Genomic DNA, 21731 nt, shown 5'->3' with positions numbered 1-21731 from the left:
ACTGCAGCGACGACTTGTGCGCGTGGGGCGCTCAAGTCGTCGTGAACGTAGCCGCAGTCGAACGCTTGTCACAAGTCGATGCAGCGGAGATCACGCGAACATCACAGTCATGACGGGGTGTCAGTCGGACACCGTTGTCTGTGCGGTCGTGAACTTCACGGGCAGGGTGCGCAGTCCCCGCATGATCAGTCCGCCACGCCACCGCAAATCATCCGGTTCCGCCGCGAGTTGCAGGTCGGGGAGGCGCCGGAGCAGCGTCGCGAGAGCGGTCTGACCCTCCAGACGGGCGAGCGGGGCGCCGAGGCAGTAGTGGATTCCGTGCCCGTATCCGAGGTGCTGGTTGTCGCGACGGGAAAGATCGAGCGTGTCGGGTTCCTCGAACCGGGCGGGGTCGCGGTCGGCGGCGGCGAGCACGACGAGGACGGGGTCGCCCGCGGCGATGTCCTGCCCGCCGATGGTGAGCGGCTCCGTCGCGAACCGCCAGGTGGCGAGCTCCACGGGCCCGTCGAAACGGAGGAGTTCCTCCACACCGGTCTCCAGGAGCCCCGTGTCGCCCTCCGCCAGCGCCTTCTGGAGCCTGGCGCGCTGCTCGGGGTGGGTGAGGAGCGCGTACATGCCGTTGCCGATGAGGTTCACCGTCGTCTCGAACCCGGCGAAGAGAAGGATGAACGCCATGGCGGCGGCCTCGTTCTCGGTGAGGTGCTCGCCGTGGTCGGACGCCTTGATGAGCCCGGAGATGAGGTCGTCGCCCGGTTCGAGTCGCTTGCGGTGGATGAGCTCGGCGAGATAGCCGCGCATCTTCTTCACCGACCGGGCGACGCCGCCGCGCGGGCCTCCGCCGTGCCGGATCATCATGCCCGCCCAGTCGCGGAAGTCGTCCTGGTCCTCGCGCGGGACGCCGAGCAGGTCGCAGATGGCGTAGATGGGGAGGGGGAAGGCGAACTCGTGGATGAGGTCGGCTGAGCCCTCCTCGATGAACCTGTCGATGAGCTGGTCCGTCAGCTCCTGCACGCGCGGGGCGAACTCGGCGACGCGGCGCGGGGTGAAGGCCTTGGAGACGAGGCGGCGCAGGCGGGTGTGGTCCGGCGGGTCGATGTTGAGCAGATGCGTCATGAGGTTGGCGCTGCGCTCGCCCGGGATCCCGGTCTTGCTCTTCGCGTGCGCGGGCTCGTCGTGGTGGGCCGGGTTCTTGCTGAGGCGGGGCTCTGCGAGGGCTTGGCGGGCGTCTGCGTAGCGGGTGACCAGCCACGCCTCTACTCCGCTCGGGAGCGGGGTCTTTCTTACGGGGGCGTTGTCCCGGAGCCAGGCGTAGGCGGGGTACGGGTTGGAGGCGAACTCCCACGTGAAGAGTTCGGGCTCCGGTTCCGGGGTGCCCCCGGGCGGGGCGGGCTGTTCGTCTTGCATGGGGTCGACGGTATCCGGGGGTGGGGGGCTTCGGTGCGGTGCCGGGTGCGGGGGTGTGGGGGCTGGTCGCGCAGTTCCCCGCGCCCCTGGATTGTGGGTCCCCCGGTCGTGTGCCAGGTGCCGATCCACCGTGGTTGCTCGCGCAGTTCCCCGCGCCCCTAGGGAGCCTTCGCCGCCGGAGCCAGTTCTCGGCGCCCCTGGGGAGCCTTCGCCGCCGGAGCCAGTTCTCGGCGCCCCTGGGGAGCCTTCGCCACCGGAGCTGGTTCCCCGCGGCCCTGGGTTGTGGGTCCCCCGGTCGTGTGCCGGGTGCCGGTTCGTGCCGGTGGCGGAGGTGTCCTAGGGGCGCGGGGAACTGCGCGAGCGGCCACGACGGGCCGGCAGACGAGACATGAACAGGCCACGGCAGGCCGTGCCCCTACCGTGCCTCCGCCGTCAGGATTGCGGCCCTGTATGCCCGTGCCGCTGCTCGCAGGGCTGCCTCTGGGTCGACCCCCTCCGACTCTGCGCGGAGGGCCAGGGTCAGGAGGTCGTAGCCGATGCCTTCTCCCGGAGGGAGGGGGACGTCGAGGGAGGCCGTTCGTGCGCGTGAGGCGAGCTTCGCCGCCAGGGCCAGCGCCGGCTGGCCCAGGGGGATGCCCTCCGTGAGCGAGGTGCGGCGCTTCTCCTCCGCCTTGGTGCGGAGCCAGTGCGCGCGGACGTCCTCGGGGGTCTGCGCCGAGTCGTCGCCGAAGACGTGCGGGTGGCGGTGGATCAGTTTCTCCACGATGCCGGCCGCCACGTCGTCGATGGAGAAGGGCGCCTCCTCATCGTCATCCGCATCGTCGTCCGAGTCGCCGCCCGTCGCCTCCTCGGCGATGCGTGCGTGGAAGACGACCTGGAGGAGGACGTCACCGAGCTCCTCGCGGAGTTCCTCCCTGTCGCCCTCCTCGATCGCCTCGACGAGTTCGTAGGCCTCCTCGATCACGTACTTGGCGAGACCCTTGTGGGTCTGCTGGGAGGACCACGGGCATTCCTCGCGGATGCGGTCCATGACCTGGACCAGGTCCAGCAGGCGCGCGCCCGGCAGGTCGTACGAGGCGGGGAGGAGCTCCAGGTCCGGCATGGCGACACGGCCCGTGCCCGCGAGCCGCGCCAGGCCGTCCGTCAGCGCACGGTCGCCCTCGGCAGTGGCGACGACCAGGACCGTGCGGCCGCCCGCGCACGCCTCGACCAGCTCCTGCGCGGCCGGCGCCGCCTGTTCCACCCGTACGCCCGCCTCCCGCAGGTACGGCAGCTGCGGATGCTCCGCGTCGGCGCACAGCACCTCGTCGGCGGCGTGCAGCGCCTGCCAGGCGGGCCAGGAGAGCAGGCCGGGCGCCACCCGGTGGCTCGTGGTGAGCAGGACGACGCGGCCGACCGGTTCGGTGGAGGGGTCGGCCGGGGGCTGGGGCTCGGTCTGGTTCACGCCTCGAACGTAACCCAGCCGGGCGCCCCCTTCTTACGCCGGCTGCTCAGCCGGACCCGCCTGCGCCTTCGTGACCTGCCGCACCCACGGCGTCTTCGCGTCCGCGCGCTTGTTCTTGTCCACGTCCCACGTGCCGTACCGCGGGTTCAGGTCGATGTCGAGCTTCTTCGACGCGGCCGACAGCGCCTTCCAGAAGACCGCCTGGCCCTCCGGCGAGTTCATGTCCGCGCCCAGCTTCGCCGAGAGCTTCTGCGCCTCGATCTCCGTGCGCAGGCTGTCGTCGAGGCGGGCCGGTGCGACGTTGTACTGCTGCAGCCAGCCCTCCTCCAGCGCCTTCCTGCCGCCGGACTGCTGCTCCATGCCCCGGCGCATGGTCTGGATGTCGCGGCGCGTGACGGTCACCCCGGCGTCGGTGGCCGCGCGGTGCAGGACCTTGTCCAGGACCATCGTGTGCAGCGTGGCGCGGGTGAGACCGCCGGACTTGGCGATGGCCTGCGCGTACTGCGCGTCGTCGGGGATGGCCGACCGCTGCGCGTCCCGCACCTCGTTCACCCGGCCCTCCAGCTGCGCGACCGTGATGCGGTCGCCGCCGACGACGGCCGCGGCACCTGGGTGCGCCTTGCTGCCGCAGGCGGTCAGCAGAGGAGCCGCGGCGATCGCGGCCGCGGAGAGGATGAGCGCTGTGCGACGACGGCGGTGCAAGGAAGCCTCCCGAGGAGATTGTGCGGCGGTGCACAAAGTCTTGCGATGATCGATGGTAGGGAGTGGCAGGCTTCTCGGCCAGCCATTCGACATCTATTCGACCAACGATTTCCCGGGAGTTGGGGCACCCTTCCACGCGCCCTGCCCAGCCGTACGGGCGTCAGCCGCGCACTTGTCCGAGCCACTGCAGGGTGCGCATGATCTCGGCGGGGAACGGGTGCCCGGGTCCGTGCAGCACTTCCGCGTCGTGCAGCAGCCGCGCCAACGTGTCGTGGGCGGCGGTCCGGTCGCCTAGGGCGAGCAGCAGGTGGCCGATGCGGCGGCGGATCTCCAGGGACTGACGGCGGTCGTCCGTCGCGTACTGGTTCTCGTAGTAGGGGAGCAGCGAGCGGTACTCGGCGAGCGCGGCCGCCGGTTCGCCGAGCTGCTCCAGGCACTGCGCCGCCTCGTACCGGAACTGGAGCGAGTGCGGGTCCGCCTGCCCCGATTCGGCGGCGCGCTCGTCGGCGAGGCGCCGCAGCTCGGGCAGGGCGCGGCGGTACTGGCCGTCGTCCATGAGCGTCGCCGCGTACTGCTTGCGCAGGGTGCGGACCACGGGTGAGTGCTCGCCGTGCTTGGCGGCGGCGGCCGGGAGGATCGCGCCGAGGATGTCGACGGCCTGGGTGATGCGGCCCTCGCCGAGGAGCCGCTTGACGTCGTCGACGGCACGGGCGACGTCCTGCTGAGGTGCGGTTCCGGGCGGCTGCGCGGGCATGTCGGGTGCGGGCGCGGGCGTCGCGGCCCGGTCCGGCCACGGCGCGTGCGGGCGCAGGAAGGGGCGGGTGGGGTCGAGCGGGCCGCCGGAGGGGACGCCGCGGGCGGGCAGCAGCGGCGCCAGTTCCCCGTAGACCTCCTGGGCGCTGCCGTGGCGGTGCTGGGGGTCCTTGGCGAGCAGTCGCAGGACGAGGGCCTCCAGGGCTTCGGGTACCTCGGGGCGCAGGCGGCGGACCGGGAGCGGCGGTTCGTACAGGTGGCGGTGGAGGACGCCGAGCGCGGTGGACCCGGAGAACGGGACGTCGCCGCTGAGGAGTTCGTGCATCAGCACGCCGAGCGCGTACAGGTCGGTGTACGGGCCGACGGCGCCGCCCATCGCCTGCTCCGGCGCCATGTAGGCGGGGCTGCCGATCGGGGAGCCGGTGTGGGTGAGGCGGGTGGTGTCCGTGTCCATCACGGAGGCGATGCCGAGGTCGAGGATGCTGATGGTGCCGTCCTGCTTGACCATGACGTTCCGCGGCTTGAGGTCGCGGTGCACGATCGGCACGGCGTGGACGGCGGAGAGCACGGCGCACAGCTGGGCGGCGATCGCGACGGCCCACTGCCAGGGGTAGGGGTCGTGCTCGGCGAGGTGGTCGCCGAGGTCCGCGCCGTCGACGTACTGCATGACGAGGTACAGGTCCTCGCCCTCGCTGCCCGCGTCGTGCACGGTGACCAGGCCCGGGTGGTCGACCTGCGCGGTGACGCGGCACTCGCGCACGAACCTGCGGCGCAGCTCCTCGGCCTCGGCGCCCGCGACGCGGTCGGGGCGGAGCAGCTTCACGGCGACGCGGCGGTCGAGGCGCTGGTCGTACGCCGTCCAGACCTGGCCCATGCCGCCCTGGCCGATGAGGGTGGAGAGTTCGTAGCGCCCCGCGACGACACGCACGGTCAGTTGCCGCCTTCCTGCTTGCGCAGGTAGTCGCTCAGCTCGTCGAGCTCGGCACGGACCTGGTCGATGCGGACGGGCGCGGGGCGCGCGGGCGCGGGCGCGGGCGGGTGCGGCGGCGGGGTGTGGCCGAGCTGGGTGGGCTGGAGGTGGACGGGGCCGGGCGGGCCGGGCGCAGGTGCGGGGTTCGGGGCGGGGGCGATCTGCTGCGGGTATCCGTACGAGGCCTGCGGCTGCTGCGGTACGTACCCCGTGTACTGCTGCGGCTGCTGGGGCTGGGGCTGCTGCCGGTACGGACTGAAGTGCCGGATGTCCCCGTACAGGTAGTAGGCGACGGCGGCGACCATCGTGCAGAGCATGACCACCATGCCCGCGCTGCCGGGGCCCTGGAACTCGTCCTCCCCCGGGTCGACGCCGACGAGGGCGAGGGCCAGCACGTCGAGCGCCGTCACGATGCCGAAGAGGACCCAGTTGTGGGCCTTGCGCGTCACGAGGGCGAGCCGCAGCATCGCGGCCCACGCCAGCAGGCCGCACGTGAGCACCGTGAGCACCACGAACAGCACGCGCAGCGTCACATGCGTCCCCCGGGAAGGGGGGTGCGGGTGCTGCGGCGCATAACCGTGGCCGTGCATGGCTGCTCCTGTTGCCTGTTGCCTGTTGCCTGTTGCCTGTTGAACGAACGGACGAGGGTTCGAGCGTATAGGCCGACCGCGACGACGGGTCCCGGGTTGTACCGAACCGTTGTCGTACTGGTCACGCGGCCCCGGGCGGAAGGGTTCCCTCCGTCAGTCCGTCGTGCATGCCGCGCACCAACCGGTCGCCGAGCAGGGCCGCGCGGCGCACCGCGTCCTCGAACTCCGCGAGACGCCGGAAGCGCTCGCCGTACGCGTGCTGCCCGGCGAGCGGAAGACGAGGCAGCTGGAGGCGGCGGACGTCGAGCCGGGCGGACGTCGACGCGTAGCTGCTGGCCTGCCGGTGGTTGGCGGTGCCGCGCAGGAACCCGGCGAGGAACCACGGGTCGAGCGCGGCGGGGTCCGGGCGCAGCAGGGCGAGGCCACGGCCGAGGGCGGCGCCCGCGGTGGCCTCGTCGATCACGCGGGCGGCCGTGCCGCCGCCGAACACGGGGACGACGACGTCGCCGGGGGCGGTGCGCACGGGCTCGACGTCGTCCGCGCCCGCCGCGCTCCCCGTGCTCTCGTGGGCGGTGCCCGAGGGCGCGGCGCCGGTCAGCACGTCGTGGTCGGTGAGCACGGGCGTGCCGCCGGGCCCTTCGCCGGTGCCGGTGTGCAGGGTGAGGGCGCCGGCGCGGGCCAGCTCACCGACGGTGGTGAGGGGCGGCCTGGGGATGTCTCCGATGTCGGCCGGGGCGAGGTCGGCCGGCGGGGGCGCGAGGTCGGCGGCCCGGCGCAGGGCCTCGCCCAGACCCTGCCGGACGGTCAGGAGCTCCGCGCCGCCCCCGGCCGCGGCGGGCGGCGGCAGATGGCGGGCGGGGGCCAGGTCGACCTCGTCGTCGAGGAGTTCGAGCACCGGCACGCTGCGGGCGGTGCCGGGCCGCTCGTCGAGCGTGCCGTGCCGCTCGACGTGCTCCCAGGCGTCGAGCACGGCGTCCTGCACGGCGGGCCACAGCTGTCTGTCGCGCCCGTCGGCGGCCAGGAGACCGGCCGTCTCCACGAGCAGCAGCTCGGGCGCGGGTTTCGCCGCCGGTCCCGGCTTGCGCAGGACCCAGATGTGCAGGGGCAGGTTGTACGGGGGCGCGGTGCCGGCGGGCAGGGCGATGACGGCGCGCAGCGCGCCGCGGCGCAGCAGGTCGGCGCGGATGCGGCGCCCGGAGCGGCGGGACGCGGCGGCGGGGGGCATGAGCAGGACGGCGGTGCCGCCGTCGGTGAGCCGGGCCAACGCGTGCTGCACCCAGGCGAGTTCGGACTCGGAGCGGGCCGGGAACCCGTACTCCCAGCGGGCGTCGTAGGCCAGTTCGTCGTGACCCCAGTTGCGTTCGTTGAACGGCGGGTGGCAGAGCACGGCCTCGGCCTTGCGGTCGTCGTAGGCGTCGGCGCGCAGGGTGTCGGCGGCCATGGTGCGCACGGTCGCGTCGGAGTGCAGGGCCAGACGCAGCGCGGTGAGGGCGGCGAGCTCCGGTGAGCTGTCCTGGCCGTACAGGTACTGGTCGGGGCGCGGCGGGACGGCGCGCAGCAGGGCGCCGGTGCCGCAGGCGGGGTCGAGGACGGTGCCCGGGGGTGCGGCGCTTCCGGCGATCCGCGCCATCAGCTCGGCGGGGCCCGTCGGGGTGAGCGTGTACTGGCGGGGGTTGGCGTCGGTCTGCCGGCCGAGCAGGAACTCGTACGTCTGCTTGGCGCCCAGTTCGGACGCCAGCTCGGCGGCGGCGCGCAGCAGCGGGACGGACGGCAGGAGTTCGGCGGCCGCCGGGATCCGTACGGCACGCCTGCGCCGTACGCCGAACCGCATCGTCACCGTCTCGTCGAGGACGTCCGGCAGCAGCTGTGCCATCCGCTCGTCGGACACGGCGCTCACCGCGAGCCAGTCGGTGGGCCTGTCGCGGAGCAGGAGCAGGCCGCATCCGGTGTGCAGCAGCGCGGTGACGGGGCCCGCGGGGTGGCCCGCGAGCTGCTGCCAGAGGCGTTCGCGGAGGGGGACCTCGACGAGTTTGCCCTGGGCGCGCAGCCAGTCCTCCACCTGCGCGAGCGCGAAGGAGGGGCTGGTCTCGGTGCCGCCGACCGGCTTGGGGAAGTCGCCGTGCCTGCGGCGCCAGTTGCTGACGGCCGCCCGGCCGACTCCCGCGAGGCGGGCGATCCCGGCGGCGGTGACCTCGGTCGTGTCGTTCCGCGGCGTCATCTGGTGGCTCCCCTCGAACGCGCGAGGTCAGTCGCGCGGCGTCGAGCATATCCGGCGAACGGCCGCACGGATCGTTTCACGGCCGTTAACTCGTGATCCACCAAAGCTCGTGTTGACTCGGTTCACACACACCTGGTCTGATGTTCACCACCGAACGAACTCCCTGGGGGATCTCCATGCGTCACCGCCGTCACCACCTGCGCCGTACCGCCGCCGTCGCGGCCGTCCTCGTCGCCGCGACCGTCGGCCTCACGGCCTGCGGCTCGGAATCGGGCAAGGCGTCCGATGCGGGCAAGGCGTCCGACTCCACCAAGACCAAGCAGGACAAGCCGAAGGAGCCCTTCGCGGGCATGAGCGGCACCGAGATCGTGAACAAGGCCGTCGAGGCGACAAAGGACGCCACGTCGCTCCGGCTCGCGGGCGACATCGACGACGACGAGACCGGCCGGATGAAGATGGACCTGGCCCTCGACACGTCGGGCAAGTGCGCGGGCACCATGTCGATGGCCGACGAGGGCTCGTTCGACCTGATCGTCCCGGGCAACGGCACGGTCTACATGAAGTACGACGAGAAGTTCCTGCGCTCGCAGAGCAAGGGCGAGCCCGAGGACCAGACGGCGGCCGCGGTCGAGATGCTCGCCGACCGCTGGTCGAAGACGAAGGCGTCGGGCCCCGACGCGAAGGACATCGCCGGCATGTGCGACCTGGACGACCTGCTCAAGGAGTTCGAGGGCGGGATCAACTCGAACGCCCGCAGGGGCGCGACGACGGAGCTCGACGGCATCCCCGCGATCAGGATCGACGCGCACGACGCCGAGGAGAAGTACACGATCTACGTCGCCGCCGAGGGCAAGCCGTACCTGCTGAAGATCATCGACGCGGAGCCGAAGAAGGGGGAGGCGAAGAAGGCCGAGCCCGAGCACATCACGTTCAGCGAGTACGACAAGCCGGTCAAGACGACGCCGCCCGCGGGCAAGGTCATCGACCTGGACAAGCTGGGCGCGTGACGGGCCCGTCGGGCCTCAGAGCGTGTGCCGCACCCACACGTTCGGCTCGACGTACACGCCGTACCCGCGCTCCGGTTCACAGTGCACGGGCACCAGCGCCCCCGGCACCTCGACCGGACCCTCCGTGTCGAACGGCAGCCCGGTCCACTCCCGCCACTGCGCGGTCGACCCCGACACGGTCATGGACGCGTGCGCGACCTTCTCCACGACGCCGCCCGCCCGCACGTGGACCCGCAGCCACGGGTCGTGCGGCAGACCGTCCTCGCGGGTGCGGTACGCGTACTCGTCGATCCGGGCCGCCGGTTCGAGGTGCTTGGCGTTGGGCCGCACGGGCGCGACGACCTCGGCGAAGCCGTGGGCACGGGCGTTCTCCCGCATGGCGTCGAGCATCCTCGCGGAGAGGCCCTTGCCCCGGGCCGTCTCGTCGACGGTTATCTCGATGGCGCTCACGGTGTCGGCCCGCTTGCCGTGGCGCAGGTCGGAGAAGGCCCACAGCAGGACCTGGTCCCAGCCGCCGTCGGGCAGTTCACCGGTGCCGCGGGCGCGGAGCGCGAACGGCACGCTGAAGGCCCGGGCGACGACCTTGCCGCCGTCGTCCTCGTCGGTGGCGACCAGGACGTACTCCGGAAGGTCCTTGACGATCCGTCCGATCAGCGACCAGCCCACCGGGTCGTGGAGGATGAACTCCGGCCAGTCCTCCGCCATGTTCCACAGCGGGTCCGTGAGCTCGGGGCGCTCGGCGAGCGTCGTGATCTTGAGGTTCATGGGTCGGGACGGTACGGGGTCCGCTCGGCGGGCGGTAGCGGTTTTCTCCCCGGTCAGCGGGCGTGGAAGCGGGGTGGGGCCTCCGTCGGAGCTGTGCCCGACGGAAGTTTTTCGTCCGGGCACGTCGTGAGGACCTTCTTCATCGCGGCGCGTTCCGCGCCGGTCACCCACACCCCGTACTTCTTCTTCACCGCGACCTGTCCGGCCACGTACGTGCAGCGGTAGCCCTTGTTCGGGGGCAGCCACGTCGCCGTGTCGCCGTCGCCCTTGCCGCGGTTGGGGCCCGCGTCGACGGCCAGGAGGTTCAGCGGGTCGTTGGCGAACGCTATGCGCTTGGCGGGCTGCCACTGGAACGCGCCCTTCTGCCAGGCGTCGGAGAGCGCCACGAGGTGGTCGATGTCGACCTGGCTGCGCCCGCGCCGGAACGTCACGTCCTTGCCGGTGTACGGGTCGGGCGCGAGCTTGCCGGACGTCACCCGGCAGTCGCCGCCCGCGTACGTCACATCCTTGAGGTCCCGCTTCAGGATGTCGTCCCGGGTCGGGCAGCGGTTGGAGTCGGTGTCGGCCCACGCGGTGCCGAACCGGCTCCGCTCGTAACCGGTCTTGGGGGCCCGCCCCTTGACGGTGAGCGTGTCGACGGCGGCGAGCGCCGACCCGGCCTTCGCGTCGGGTCCGGCGGCGCCGCCGTCCGCCTTGTCCTTGGTGCCGGTCTCGCAGCCGGTGAGGAGCGCGGGCACGGCGAGGAGGGCGAGCAGCGCCGAAGCGGTACGGGTACGCCGGTTCACCGGACGACCACCGTCGCGCCGGGCGCGGCACCGCTCCGCGACTTCACCGGAAACCGGTGCGGACCCACGACTTGGTACCTCACTGCGCTCTCCCCTCCCCTGGGCGGACCCTCGGACCATACGGACGATCATGAGAATATCTCCTGTTCCTTCCCTATCAGGAGATTCATGCACAAGCGTCTGCCGCGGCTCGCCCTGCCGCTGCTCACCGTCCTCGTCCTCGGTACCACGGGGTGCGGCGGGTCCGACACCAACGCGTCCGACACACCGCGCACTTCGTCACCCAGCGCGCACCCGACTCCCGCCGCTCCCCAGGGACGCGGACTGAAAGGGCCTGCGGCCGAGTTCTTCCTCAAGACCCTGCGGAAGAACTACCCGGACCTCGACCACATCGACGACGACGCGCTCGTCGCCGAAGGGGACGCCCTGTGCACGATCCGGGGCGCGGCCCTCGGCGAGCAGTTCAAGGAGTCGACGCGCCGGCTCGGCACGACCAAGGTGCAGACGTCCCGCATCATGGGCGCCGCCCACGCCCTGTGCCGCGACAAGGACGACCAGCTCTTTGACCGCTGACGATTACCTCAGCGGTAATCGACCGTCCCCTCTCTCCCCCGGCAGGATCGGTCACATCAGCCGAGAGCCGAACCGAGGAGAGCCCCCATGAGCGCCGCCGACACCGCCGACCGCACCCGCGCCGTCGTCCAGGAGTTCCTGCAGGCCCGGCTCGCCGTGGACAGGGGGCGGATGGAGGAGCTGTTCGCCGACGACGTGGACTGGCTGCTCGCCGAGAACCCCGCCGTCCCGTGGATCCGCCCGCGCTCCACGGGCGCCGAGTGCGCGGCCCAGTCCGAGGAACTGGCCGCGCACACCGTCCCCGAGGACGCCCGCGCCTCCCTCGACACCTTCCTCGTCGACGGAACGGATGCCGTCCTGTTCGGCCACCTCTCGGGCACCGTGCGCGCCACCGGCAAGTCCTTCGCCGGCCCCTTCGCCCTGCGCCTCACGGTGGAGGACGGCCGGATCACCCGGCACCACCTGTACGAGAACAGCCTCTCCATCGCGGCGGCCTGCACGACGGCCTAGGACCCCAGGCCTCTAGGACCCCAGGATCGACGTGAGGAACTCCCCGACCCAGCCGAGCAGTTCACGCCCGACCAACGGCTTGCCGCCCACCTTCGCCGTCTTGGGGCGCGGGACCAGGATCTGGTGCGCGGTCGGCTTGATGACCGTTCCGGGGTAGAGGCGCTTGAGGCGGAGTTCCTGGGATTCGCGGAGGTCCACCGGGGCGAAGCGGATGTTGTTGCCCTGGAGGACGATCTCGCCGACCTCGCAGGCGCGGGCCAGCATGCGCAGGCCTGCCACCAGGAGGAGGTTCTCCACCGGCTCCGGCAACTTGCCGTAGCGGTCGGTGAGTTCCTCGCGTACCGCCTTGATGTCCTCCTCCGTGTTCGCGGAGGCGATGGCACGGTAGGCCTGCAGGCGCAGGCGCTCGCCGGGGGCGTAGTCGTGGGGGACGTGCGCGTCGACCGGGAGCTCGATCTTGACCTCCAGGGGCGGCTCCTCCTCCACACCGCCCTCCAGGGACGCGCGGTAGTCGGCGACCGCCTCGCCGACCATGCGGACGTACAGGTCGAAGCCGACGCCCGCGATGTGACCCGACTGCTCGCCGCCCAGGAGGTTGCCCGCGCCGCGGATCTCCAGGTCCTTCATCGCCACGTACATGCCCGCGCCCATCTCCGTGTGCTGGGCGATCGTGGCGAGGCGTTCGTGGGCCGTCTCCGTCAACGGCTTCTCCGGGGGGTAGAGGAAGTACGCGTAACCCCGTTCGCGGCCTCGGCCCACTCGGCCGCGCAACTGGTGGAGCTGGGACAGGCCGAAGTTGTCGCCGCGCTCCACGATCAGCGTGTTGGCGTTGGAGATGTCGATGCCCGACTCGACGATCGTCGTCGAGACGAGCACGTCGAACTTCTTCTCCCAGAAGTCGACGACGACCTGCTCAAGGGCCTGTTCCGACATCTGGCCGTGGGCCGTCGCGATCCGCGCCTCGGGGACGATGTCCCGGAGCCTCGCCGCCGCGCGGTCGATCGACTCGACGCGGTTGTGGATGTAGAAGACCTGGCCCTCGCGGAGCAGCTCGCGGCGCACGGCCGCGCCGATCTGCTTCTCCTCGTACGGGCCGACGAAGGTCAGGACCGGGTGGCGCTCCTCGGGCGGCGTCGTGATCGTCGACATCTCGCGGATGCCGGTGACGGCCATTTCGAGCGTACGGGGAATGGGGGTGGCCGACATCGTCAGGACGTCGACGTTCGCGCGGAGCTTCTTCAGCTGCTCCTTGTGCTCGACGCCGAAGCGCTGCTCCTCGTCGACGATGACCAGGCCCAGGTCCTTGAACTTGGTCTCGGAGGAGAACAGGCGGTGCGTGCCGATGACGATGTCGACCGAGCCCTCGCGCAGGCCCTCCAGGGTCGCCTTCGACTCCGTCTCCGTCTGGAAGCGGCTCAGCGCCTTCACGCTGACCGGGAACTGCGAGTAGCGCTCGGAGAACGTGCCGAAGTGCTGCTGGACGAGGAGGGTCGTGGGGACAAGGACCGCCACCTGCTTGCCGTCCTGGACCGCCTTGAACGCCGCGCGGACCGCGATCTCCGTCTTGCCGTAACCGACGTCGCCGCAGATCAGGCGGTCCATCGGGACCGTCTTCTCCATGTCCTCCTTGACCTCGGCGATCGTGGTCAGCTGGTCGGGCGTCTCCGCGTAAGGGAAGGCGTCCTCCAGCTCGCGCTGCCAGGGCGTGTCGGGCGCGAAGGAGTGGCCGGGCGCCGCCATGCGCGCCGAGTACAGCTTGATGAGGTCGGCGGCGATCTCCTTGACCGCCTTCTTCGCCCGCGCCTTCGTCTTCGTCCAGTCGGCGCCGCCGAGGCGGTGGAGCGTCGGGGCCTCGCCGCCCACGTACTTGGTGATCTGCTCCAGCTGGTCGGTGGGGATGTAGAGCCGGTCGCCGGGCTGGCCGCGCTTGGCGGGCGCGTACTCCACGACGAGGTACTCGCGGGTCGCGCCCTGGACGGTGCGCTGCACCATCTCGATGTAGCGGCCCACGCCGTGCTGCTCGTGGACGATGTAGTCGCCGGACTCCAGCGTCAGCGGGTCGATCGTCTTGCGGCGGCGGGCCGGCATGCGCTGGCCGTCCTTGCCGGCCGCCTTCTGCCCGGAGAGGTCGGTCTCGGTGAGGACCGCGAGCCTGAGGGCCGGGTCCACGAAGCCGTAGTCGATCGAGCCGCACGACACGTGCACCAGCGACGGCGTGAGCTCCCCGAGGTCGCCGTCGAGGCGGGCCGCGATGCCCTCGCCGCCGAGCACCTCGACGGTGCGGGTCGCGGGGCCGTGGCCCTCGGTGACGTAGACGACGCGCCAGCCGTCCGCGAGCCAGCCCTTCGTGTCCGCGAGGGCCTTCGCGGTGTCGCCCCGGTACGTCTCCGGGGCGTGCATGCCCAGCTTCAGCGTGTCATCGTCCAACTCCTCGTCGGCGGCGAACGGGCTCACCGACCACCACATCATGTCGAGCTCGCGTGCGTGGTCCCGGACGTCCGCGATGCCCCACAGGGACGCCGCGCCCACGTCGATCGGGGCCTCGCCGCCGCCCGCCGTCGCCGCCCAGCTCGCCTGGAGGAACTCCTGCGAGGTCGCCACCAGGTCCGCCGCGCGCGTCCGCACCCGCTCCGGGTCGCAGACCACGGCCATCGAGCCCTTCGGCAGGACGTCGACGAGCAGCTCCATGTCGTCGACGAGGACCGGCGCGAGGGACTCCATGCCCTCCACCGCGATGCCCTCGGCGATCTTCCCGAGCAGTTCGCCGAGCTCGGGGTGCTCCTCGGCGAGGACGGCCGCCTTCTCCCGCACCTCGTCGGTGAGCAGCAGCTCACGGCAGGGCGGCGCCCACAGACCGTGCTCGGCGACTTCGAGGGAGCGCTGGTCGGCGACCTTGAAGTACCGGATCTCCTCGACGTCGTCGCCCCAGAACTCCACGCGCAGCGGATGCTCCTCGGTGGGCGGGAAGACGTCGAGGATGCCGCCTCGTACGGCGAACTCGCCGCGCTTCTCGACCAGCTCCACGCGCGAGTACGCGGCCGCCGCGAGGGCCTCCACCGTCTCGTTCAGGTCCGTCGTCTGCCCGCTGCGCAGCGCCACGGGCTCCAGGTCGCCGAGGCCCTTGACCTGCGGCTGCAGGACGGAGCGGACCGGCGCGACGACCACCGAGACCGGTCCTGTCTCCGGGTCGTCCGGGCTGGGGTGCGCGAGACGGCGCAGCACGGCGAGGCGGCGGCCGACGGTGTCGGAGCGCGGGGAGAGGCGCTCGTGCGGCAGCGTCTCCCACGACGGGTACTCCGCGACGCCGTCCGGCGGCAGGATCGTCCGCAGCGCGGCGGCCAGGTCCTCGGCCTCCCGGCCGGTGGCCGTCACGGCCAGGACGGTGCGGCCGGACTCGCGGGCCAGCGCCGCCACCGCGAAGGGCCGGGCCGCGGGCGGTCCGACCAGGTCGACGTGCATGCGGTGGCCGTCGGTCGCGGCCTTGGCCGCTTCGGCCAGTGCCGAGTCCTTGACGACAGCGTCGAGCAGACCGTGCAGGCTCATTGAAGGCTTTCCGTCCAGTCCAGCAGTCCAGGTAGCCGGAGTGAGTGGGCAACGCGAACCGCCCGGCACGTCGTACGGGCCGGGGGTCTCCAGCGTACGACTCCGCGCTGATCGGCGCGGCCCGGTCGGGCCGGGCCGGGGGGCGGGAGACCGGGTGCCCTCCCGCACACTGTCCGGAAACCTCCGTCCGAAAATATTTTCCCCTCGGGTGTAAACCGGCCGCGCCTCCCGGGCGTACTGCCATCGAGAACACCGCACGCACCAGGAGACCACTTGACCGACGAGGAGTTCGAGGCGTTCTACGCGCACTCCGTGAGAGCACTGGTCGGACAGGTCTATCTGATGACGGGGGACCTCCACGAGGCGCAGGACGTGGTCCAGGAGGCCTTCGTCCGCGCGTGGGCGCGCCGCTCGCGGCTGGAGCGGGACGCCGGTCCCGAGGCGTGGGTCAGGACCGTCGCCCGGCGGCTCGCCGTGAGCCGGTGGCGGCGGCGCGGGCGGGCCGCGGAGGCCTGGCGGCGCCACCACGGGGAACGGGCGGGCACCGCGCCCGCCCCGGACCCGGGGACCGTCGCGCTGGTCGCCGCGCTGCGGCAGCTGTCCGAGCGGCAGCGGCGGGTGGCCGTTCTGCACTACGTGTGCGACCTGTCCGTGCAGCAGGTCGCCGCGGAGACCGGGATCGCGGCCGGGACCGTGAAGTCCCACCTGTCCCGGGCCAGGGCGGCTCTCGCACCGCATCTCGACGACACGACCGCCTCGGACCTCGACCTCGGAGGAGCACCGTGACCGAGCCCACTCCCCCGGCGGACGGCGGCGACAGCCTCGCCGCCGCGCTGAAGCGGGCCGCCGCGTCGGGCGGCCTGGCCGCCTCGCCGGTCCCTGCGCACCAGGTCGCCGCGCGCGGGGCACGCCGTCGGCGGCGGACGTACGCGGCGGGGGCGGCGCTCGCCGTCTGCCTGGTCTCCGGCGGGGGCGCGCTCGCCGCGGTGCAGCTGGGGCGGGGCGGGGAGCCGGTGGGGCCGGCTGTGCCGCCCAGCCCGACGAAGTCGGCCTCCTTCCCGGAGTCGTCCCTCGCCGACCGGTCGCCGTCGTCCGGGGTGCCGTCTTCCCTGACGCCCTCGACCTCGCTGCCGCCGACCGCGACGCCGACATGGCCGACTCCGCCCACGGCGACGGCGACCGCGACTCCGTCGGGGGGCTGATTTCCTGTCGTGCGCGCCACCGATGCACGGGGCTCCGCCCCGGACCCCGCTCCTCACGCGCCGGAGGGGCTAGATTTTTCCGCTCTCCCACCAGAAAGCCACCCCATGCCCGCAGCCAAGACCGATCTCCCCGCCCAGGAGCGTGCCGACGAGCTCATACCCGGGCGGGACCGGAGTGTCTCCGTTCCCGTCGTCGACGGGAAGAGACGGCTCTGGGACCGCGCCCCGCATCTGCTCGCCGCCGGGCTCTTCGTCGCGTACGCCGTCGTGTCCGTGTGCCGGTACCGGCGGCTCGAAAGCTCCTCCTGGGACCTCGGGATCTTCGAGCAGGCCGTGCGCGCCTACGCGCACCTCCGCGTACCCGTGGCCGACCTCAAGGGGCCCGGCGCCAACATCCTCGGTGACCATTTCAGCCCCGTCACCGCCCTCCTCGCCCCCGCCTACCGGCTCTTCCCCTCGCCCGTGACGCTGCTCGTCGCGCAGGCGCTGCTGATCGCCGTCTCCGTCGTGCCCGTCACCCGGGCGGCGACCCGGATCCTGGGGCGCGCGTCGGGGCTCGCGATCGGGGTCGCGTACGGGCTGTCGTGGGGCATCCAGCGCGCCGTCGACTTCGACTTCCACGAGATCTGCTTCGCGGTGCCGCTGATCGCCTTCTCCCTCGAAGCGCTGCTGCGGCAGCGGTGGCGGGCCTCGCTGCTCTGGGCGCTGCCGCTGGTCCTCGTCAAGGAGGACCTGGGGGCGACCCTCGCGGCGCTCGCCGTGGTCGTGGCGATCCGGTGCCGGCGTACGGACCCGAAGGCGCTGCGCCACGCCCTCGGCGTCGCCGCGTTCGGCGCGGTCGCCACCGCCGTCACGCTCACGCTGGTCATTCCGGCCTTCAACTCGGTCGGCGGGTACGACTACTGGGACAAGGTCGGGGAGGCGGGCCCCACCGCCGGGGCCTTCGACGGGTTCGGTACGAAGCTGCGCACCCTCGCCTGGCTGCTGATCCCGACCTCCGGGCTCCTGGCCCTGCGCTCTCCGCTGCTCCTGGTCGCGCTGCCGACGCTCGGCTGGCGGTTCGTCTCGGCCGACGACCACTACTGGGGCACGGACTGGCACTACAGCGCCGTCCTGATGCCGGTCGTCCTGCTCGCCCTCGTCGACGCCGTCGACACCGCGCGCCGCAGCCCGAAGCCGTGGCTGCGCCGGTACGCGGACCTCCTTCCCGCGTGCGTCGCCGCGGCCGCGCTCGCCCTCACCACGTCCCTGCCGCTCGCGGGCCTCACCGAAGGGGCGACGTACCGGAAGAGCGAGCAGGTCGTCGCCATCGAGAAGATGCTGGACCGGATACCGGACGGCGCCACCGTCGAGGCGAACATCGGGCCGATCACCCGGCTGACCTCGCGCACCCGCGTCTTCTGGACCGGCGCGGCCGACCCCGTCGTGCCGCGGTACGTCGCTCTCGACGTGCGGTCCGGCTGGACGAAGGACCCGGTCGCGTACGCCAACGGGCTGCATCCGGGCACCCGTTACGTGGCCGAGGACACCGCGTACGGGTACGTGCTGCTGCGCCGGGAGTAGCGGCGGACGGCGGCCGGCCCCGGCGGGCGCGCATCACACGCGCCCGCCGGGGCCGGCTCCCCCGTTCCCCCGATTCCCCCGTCGGAGTGGCTATTCGGTGGCGATGGCGTTCAGGACGTTCATCCGGCCGGCCCGGAACGCCGGGACCAGTGCCGCGAAGAGGCCCACGAACGCCGACCCGATGAAGACCGCGATGATCGTCGGCCACGGGATCTCGAGGACCTTCAGGCCCTCCAGCGCCAGGAGCTTCTGGGCCGTCGCTCCCCAGCCCATGCCGAGGCCGAGGCCGAGCAGGGCGCCGAAGAGGGCGATGACCACGGACTCCATGCGGATCATGCGGCGCAGCTGGCGGCGCGAGAGGCCGATGGCCCGCATGAGGCCGATCTCGCGGGTGCGCTCCACCACCGAGAGGGCCAGGGTGTTCACGACGCCGAGGATCGCGACGATGATCGCGAGCCCGAGCAGGCCGTAGACCATGTTCAGGAGCTGGCCGACCTGGTCCTTCAGGGTCTGCTTGAAGTCGGTCTGGTCCATCACCTTGTACTGCGGGTAGGCGTCCAGGGACTTCTTCAGGGAGGCGTACGCGGCCTCTTCCTGGCCCTTGGTGGCCGAGGCGAACATCATGTCGTTCTGCGGGATGCGGTCCGCGGGGACGTACTTCTCCATCGTCGTGATGTTGAGGTACATCGAGCCCCGGTCGACGGAGGTGTCGTCATTGGTGATCGCCGCGAGCCTCAGCTTCGCCGTCCTGCCGTGCTCGAAGGCGATCTTCAGCTCGTCGCCGACCTTCAGGCCGTGCTTCTCGGCGAAGTCGTCACCGACCGACATGGCGTTCTTGCCGTAGGCGTCGGAGAGCTTGCCCGCGGTGGTCTCGCGCCGCAGGTCCGTGGCGTAGGAGGGGTCGGCGGCGCTCAGGCCGACGCCGTCCACGGTCTTGCCCGAAGGCGTGGTCATGTCCGCGTTGATCTGCTTGTAGCGGGTGATGTGGGCGATGTGGTCGGCCTTGCCGAGGGCATCGGCGGCCTTGTCCGTGATGTTCATGCCGGGCTGGGTGGGCTGGACGATGAAGTCCGCGCCGACCGACTTGTCGAGCTCGTCGGTGGCCGAGGCGACCATCGAGGAGCCGACGACGGAGAGGCAGGCGACCAGCGCGAGGCCGATCATCAGGGCCGCGCCGGTGGCGCCGGTGCGGCGCGGGTTGCGCAGCGCGTTGCGCTCGGCCATCCGGCCGACCGGGCCGAACATCCGCAGCAGGACCGCGCTGATGACGCGGACCACGCCGGAGGCGAGCACGGGGCCGATGACGACGAAGCCGATGAGGGAGAGGACGACGCCGCCGCCGAGGAGGAGCGAGCCGTCCTTGGCCTTGTCGGCCTGCGAGGCGGCCCACAGGGCGTAGCCGCCGGCGCCGGTGAGGACGAGTCCGATGACGGCGCGCAGCGCGCTCGCCCTGCCGTCGGCCGGGGTGCCCGCGTCGCGCAGTGCGGCCATCGGCGAGACCTTGCCGGCGCGTCGTGCGGGGAGGTAGGCGGCGAGGACGGTGACGACGATGCCGAGCACCAGGCCGACCACGGGCGTCGTCCAGTTGACGGTGAGGTCGCCGGTGGACAGTTCCATGCCCATGCCGGACATGAGCTTCATGAGGCCGACGGCGAGTCCGATGCCCGCGCCGACGCCGAGGACCGAGCCGAACACGCCGAGCATGAGGGCCTCGACGAGGACGGAGCGGTTGACCTGCTTGCGGCTGGAGCCGATGGCGCGCATCAGGCCGATCTCGCGGGTGCGCTGGGCGACCAGCATCGAGAAGGTGTTGATGATGAGGAAGATGCCGACGAGGAAGGCGATCCCGGCGAAACCGAGCATCGCGTACTTCATGACGTCGAGGAAGCTGCCGACGGACTCGCGGTTGTCGTCCGCGGCTTCCTTCTGGGTCTTGATGTCGTAGCCGTCGTGCGCGGCGGCCTTGCCGTCGAGGACCGCCGCGACGTTCTTCTTCAGCTGGGTGTCGCTGACGCCCGCGGCCGCGGTGAGGTTGACGTGCGTGAACCGGCCGGTGGCGCCGAGGAGTTGGCGCTGGGACGTCGCGGTGTCGAAGTAGACGATCGCGGCGCCGGGGTTGGTCACCTTGAAGGTGGCGATGCCGGAGATCTTCGCGGTGAGGTCGCCGGTGGCGGCGATGGTGCGCAGCTCGTCGCCGAGCTTGAGGTCGTGCTTGTCGGCGGTGTCGGCGTCGATCATCACCTCGGTGGGGCCGCGCGGGGCGTGGCCGGAGGTGATGTCCATGGAACGCAGGTCGTTGTGCGTCCAGTTGCCCGCGATGGTCGGGCCGCCGTTGGTGGGGCCCATGTTCTTGTTCTTCGCGTTGACGACCGTCACGCTCTGGCTGCTGACGGCGCCCTCGGCGGCCTTGACGCCCTTGGCCTTCTTCGCCTCCTGGACGACGGAGGCGGGCATCGACTCGGGCTTGCCGCTGCGCGGGGTGTCGCCCGCGTCCTCGGCGGACTTGGGGGTGACGGTGACGTCGGCGGAGGTCGCCGCGAAGAGCTTGTCGAAGGTGGTGCTCATGGTGTCGGAGAAGACGAGCGTGCCGCACACGAACGCCACCGACAGGATCACGGCCACGGCGGAGAGCGCCATGCGGCCCTTGTGCGCGAAGAAGTTGCGCATCGAGGTCTTGAGGACGGTCATGACGTACGTCCCCGGGCGTCGAAGGACTTCATGCGGTCGAGGACCTGGTCGGCGGTGGGGTGGTGCATCTCGTCGACGATCCGGCCGTCGGCGAGGTACAGCACGCGGTCCGCGTACGAGGCGGCCACCGGGTCGTGCGTGACCATCACGATGGTCTGGCCGAGGTCGGTCACCGAGCGGCGCAGGAAGCCCAACACCTCGGCCCCGGCGCGGGAGTCGAGGTTTCCGGTCGGCTCGTCGCCGAAGATGATCTCGGGGCGGGAGGCGAGCGCGCGAGCCACGGCGACGCGCTGCTGCTGGCCGCCGGAGAGCTCGGTCGGGCGGTGCTTGAGGCGCCCGGCGAGGCCCACGGTCTCCACGACCTGGTCGAGCCAGGCACGGTCGGGCTTGCGGCCCGCGATGTCCATGGGGAGCGTGATGTTCTCGATGGCGTTCAGGGTGGGGAGCAGGTTGAACGCCTGGAAGATGAAGCCGATCCGGTCCCGGCGCAGCTTGGTGAGCTTCTTGTCCTTGAGGCCGGTGATCTCGGTCTCGTCGAGGTGGATCTGCCCGCTGCTGACCGTGTCGAGGCCCGCGAGGCAGTGCATCAGGGTGGACTTGCCGGAGCCCGAGGGGCCCATGATCGCGGTGAACTGACCGCGGGCGATGTCGACGTCGATGTGGTCGAGCGCGACGACGCGGGTCTCCCCGGAGCCGTACGCCTTCACGACCTGGCGCGCCCGTGCCGCCACGGCCGTACGCCCTCCAGTGCCCCCGTGCCTGGGTGTCGTTATAGCCGTTGTCACGGTAAGTCTCCTATGTCGGTGCTGCGACGAGCCGGGCGGATACACGGCGCGCTCTCGCACTTCAGTCTGGTGTCACGACGGGCCCCGGCGCGCTGGTGCTCAGCGCAGTCTTCTCCGGGGGAAAACCCCACCCTCGCCGGTGCGGTTGGCCCTTCCGGCGGGACGGGCCGCCCCTTCCGGCGGGGTGGGTTCGTACGAGCCGGCCCCGTGCCCGGCTCGTAAAGCAAAT

At 71.9% G+C, this 21731-nt stretch carries 17 protein-coding genes; 6 read left to right on the top strand and 11 right to left on the bottom strand.

Going from position 1 to position 21731, the window contains the following annotated elements:
• Positions 1 to 120: 120 nt before the first annotated feature.
• The 6 genes from DEJ48_RS23320 to DEJ48_RS23295 all read right to left on the bottom strand — a co-directional run bounded on the left by DEJ48_RS23320 (position 121) and on the right by DEJ48_RS23295 (position 8081).
• Positions 121 to 1404: a cytochrome P450 family protein gene (locus tag DEJ48_RS23320; RefSeq protein WP_150218026.1), complete on the bottom strand. Its 1284-nt coding sequence runs from the start codon at positions 1402 to 1404 to the stop codon at positions 121 to 123.
• Positions 1405 to 1819: 415 nt separating this feature from the next.
• Positions 1820 to 2848 (bottom strand): nucleoside triphosphate pyrophosphohydrolase, encoded by a 1029-nt coding sequence (locus DEJ48_RS23315; protein ID WP_150218025.1) that lies wholly within the window; start codon positions 2846 to 2848, stop codon positions 1820 to 1822.
• A gap of 33 nt (positions 2849 to 2881) precedes the next feature.
• Positions 2882 to 3550: a SurA N-terminal domain-containing protein gene (locus DEJ48_RS23310; RefSeq protein WP_150218024.1), complete on the bottom strand. Its 669-nt coding sequence runs from the start codon at positions 3548 to 3550 to the stop codon at positions 2882 to 2884.
• Positions 3551 to 3710: 160 nt separating this feature from the next.
• A complete protein-coding gene (locus DEJ48_RS23305) occupies positions 3711 to 5231 on the bottom strand; it encodes a protein kinase domain-containing protein (protein ID WP_411757474.1) in 1521 nt (506 codons plus the stop codon).
• Positions 5232 to 5233: 2 nt separating this feature from the next.
• Complete coding sequence (locus tag DEJ48_RS23300; RefSeq protein WP_150218023.1) at positions 5234 to 5863, bottom strand: hypothetical protein; 630 nt, start codon at positions 5861 to 5863, stop codon at positions 5234 to 5236.
• 121 nt (positions 5864 to 5984) lie between these two features.
• Entirely contained in the window at positions 5985 to 8081 is a 2097-nt protein-coding gene (locus DEJ48_RS23295) for an N-6 DNA methylase (protein WP_150218022.1), read from the bottom strand.
• A 176-nt stretch (positions 8082 to 8257) separates the two neighbouring features.
• On the opposite strand from DEJ48_RS23295, the gene DEJ48_RS23290 reads away from it, so the two are divergent.
• Positions 8258 to 9088, top strand: coding sequence for a hypothetical protein (locus DEJ48_RS23290; protein ID WP_223832171.1), 831 nt, complete (start codon positions 8258 to 8260; stop codon positions 9086 to 9088).
• Positions 9089 to 9103: 15 nt separating this feature from the next.
• On the opposite strand, the gene DEJ48_RS23285 is transcribed toward DEJ48_RS23290, so the two are convergent.
• Positions 9104 to 9853 (bottom strand): N-acetyltransferase, encoded by a 750-nt coding sequence (locus tag DEJ48_RS23285; RefSeq protein ID WP_150218021.1) that lies wholly within the window; start codon positions 9851 to 9853, stop codon positions 9104 to 9106.
• Between the two features lie 53 nt (positions 9854 to 9906).
• Positions 9907 to 10638, bottom strand: coding sequence for an HNH endonuclease family protein (locus DEJ48_RS23280; RefSeq protein WP_223832170.1), 732 nt, complete (start codon positions 10636 to 10638; stop codon positions 9907 to 9909).
• Positions 10639 to 10806: 168 nt separating this feature from the next.
• Here DEJ48_RS23280 and DEJ48_RS23275 point away from each other — a divergent pair, with 168 nt between their 5' ends.
• Both DEJ48_RS23275 and DEJ48_RS23270 read left to right on the top strand, forming a co-directional pair.
• On the top strand, positions 10807 to 11211 hold the full coding sequence (locus DEJ48_RS23275; protein ID WP_150218020.1) for a hypothetical protein: 405 nt from the start codon (positions 10807 to 10809) through the stop codon (positions 11209 to 11211).
• Positions 11212 to 11298: 87 nt separating this feature from the next.
• The gene (locus DEJ48_RS23270; protein WP_150218019.1) at positions 11299 to 11721 is read left to right on the top strand and encodes a nuclear transport factor 2 family protein; all 423 of its coding nucleotides are present in this window, start codon (positions 11299 to 11301) and stop codon (positions 11719 to 11721) included.
• 12 nt (positions 11722 to 11733) lie between these two features.
• Here DEJ48_RS23270 and mfd read toward each other — a convergent pair whose 3' ends face one another.
• Entirely contained in the window at positions 11734 to 15264 is a 3531-nt protein-coding gene (mfd, locus tag DEJ48_RS23265; protein WP_150218018.1) for a transcription-repair coupling factor, read from the bottom strand.
• 273 nt (positions 15265 to 15537) lie between these two features.
• On the opposite strand from mfd, the gene DEJ48_RS23260 reads away from it, so the two are divergent.
• The 3 genes from DEJ48_RS23260 (at position 15538) to DEJ48_RS23250 (ending at position 18029) form a co-directional block, all read left to right on the top strand.
• Positions 15538 to 16050 carry a SigE family RNA polymerase sigma factor gene (locus tag DEJ48_RS23260; RefSeq protein ID WP_150218017.1) on the top strand — a complete coding sequence of 171 codons (513 nt, stop codon included), beginning with the start codon at positions 15538 to 15540 and terminating at the stop codon, positions 16048 to 16050.
• On the top strand, positions 16047 to 16466 hold the full coding sequence (locus DEJ48_RS23255) for a hypothetical protein (protein ID WP_150218016.1): 420 nt from the start codon (positions 16047 to 16049) through the stop codon (positions 16464 to 16466). Before DEJ48_RS23260 ends, DEJ48_RS23255 begins: the two co-directional genes overlap by 4 nt.
• Before the next feature lie 105 nt (positions 16467 to 16571).
• Entirely contained in the window at positions 16572 to 18029 is a 1458-nt protein-coding gene (locus DEJ48_RS23250; RefSeq protein WP_150218015.1) for a DUF2079 domain-containing protein, read from the top strand.
• A 90-nt stretch (positions 18030 to 18119) separates the two neighbouring features.
• On the opposite strand, the gene DEJ48_RS23245 is transcribed toward DEJ48_RS23250, so the two are convergent.
• Both DEJ48_RS23245 and DEJ48_RS23240 read right to left on the bottom strand, forming a co-directional pair.
• Positions 18120 to 20717, bottom strand: coding sequence for an ABC transporter permease (locus tag DEJ48_RS23245; RefSeq protein ID WP_150218014.1), 2598 nt, complete (start codon positions 20715 to 20717; stop codon positions 18120 to 18122).
• A complete protein-coding gene (locus tag DEJ48_RS23240; RefSeq protein WP_150218013.1) occupies positions 20714 to 21502 on the bottom strand; it encodes an ABC transporter ATP-binding protein in 789 nt (262 codons plus the stop codon). Before DEJ48_RS23240 ends, DEJ48_RS23245 begins: the two co-directional genes overlap by 4 nt.
• Positions 21503 to 21731: the final 229 nt, after the last annotated feature.

The sequence above is a fragment of the Streptomyces venezuelae genome (genome assembly GCF_008642315.1).
Lineage (GTDB): Bacteria > Actinomycetota > Actinomycetes > Streptomycetales > Streptomycetaceae > Streptomyces > Streptomyces venezuelae_D.
Note: the sequence above shows the minus strand (reverse complement) of the source record. Positions and strands in the feature narration are given on the sequence as shown.

Coding starts and splice junctions, on each gene's coding strand:
- DEJ48_RS23295 (WP_150218022.1), bottom strand. CDS start 8,081: ATGACGCCGCGGAACGACACGACCGAGGTCACCGCCGCCGGGATCGCC.
- DEJ48_RS23275 (WP_150218020.1), top strand. CDS start 10,807: ATGCACAAGCGTCTGCCGCGGCTCGCCCTGCCGCTGCTCACCGTCCTC.
- mfd (WP_150218018.1), bottom strand. CDS start 15,264: ATGAGCCTGCACGGTCTGCTCGACGCTGTCGTCAAGGACTCGGCACTG.
- DEJ48_RS23285 (WP_150218021.1), bottom strand. CDS start 9,853: ATGAACCTCAAGATCACGACGCTCGCCGAGCGCCCCGAGCTCACGGAC.
- DEJ48_RS23245 (WP_150218014.1), bottom strand. CDS start 20,717: ATGACCGTCCTCAAGACCTCGATGCGCAACTTCTTCGCGCACAAGGGC.
- DEJ48_RS23270 (WP_150218019.1), top strand. CDS start 11,299: ATGAGCGCCGCCGACACCGCCGACCGCACCCGCGCCGTCGTCCAGGAG.
- DEJ48_RS23250 (WP_150218015.1), top strand. CDS start 16,572: ATGCCCGCAGCCAAGACCGATCTCCCCGCCCAGGAGCGTGCCGACGAG.
- DEJ48_RS23290 (WP_223832171.1), top strand. CDS start 8,258: ATGCGTCACCGCCGTCACCACCTGCGCCGTACCGCCGCCGTCGCGGCC.
- DEJ48_RS23320 (WP_150218026.1), bottom strand. CDS start 1,404: ATGCAAGACGAACAGCCCGCCCCGCCCGGGGGCACCCCGGAACCGGAG.
- DEJ48_RS23300 (WP_150218023.1), bottom strand. CDS start 5,863: ATGCACGGCCACGGTTATGCGCCGCAGCACCCGCACCCCCCTTCCCGG.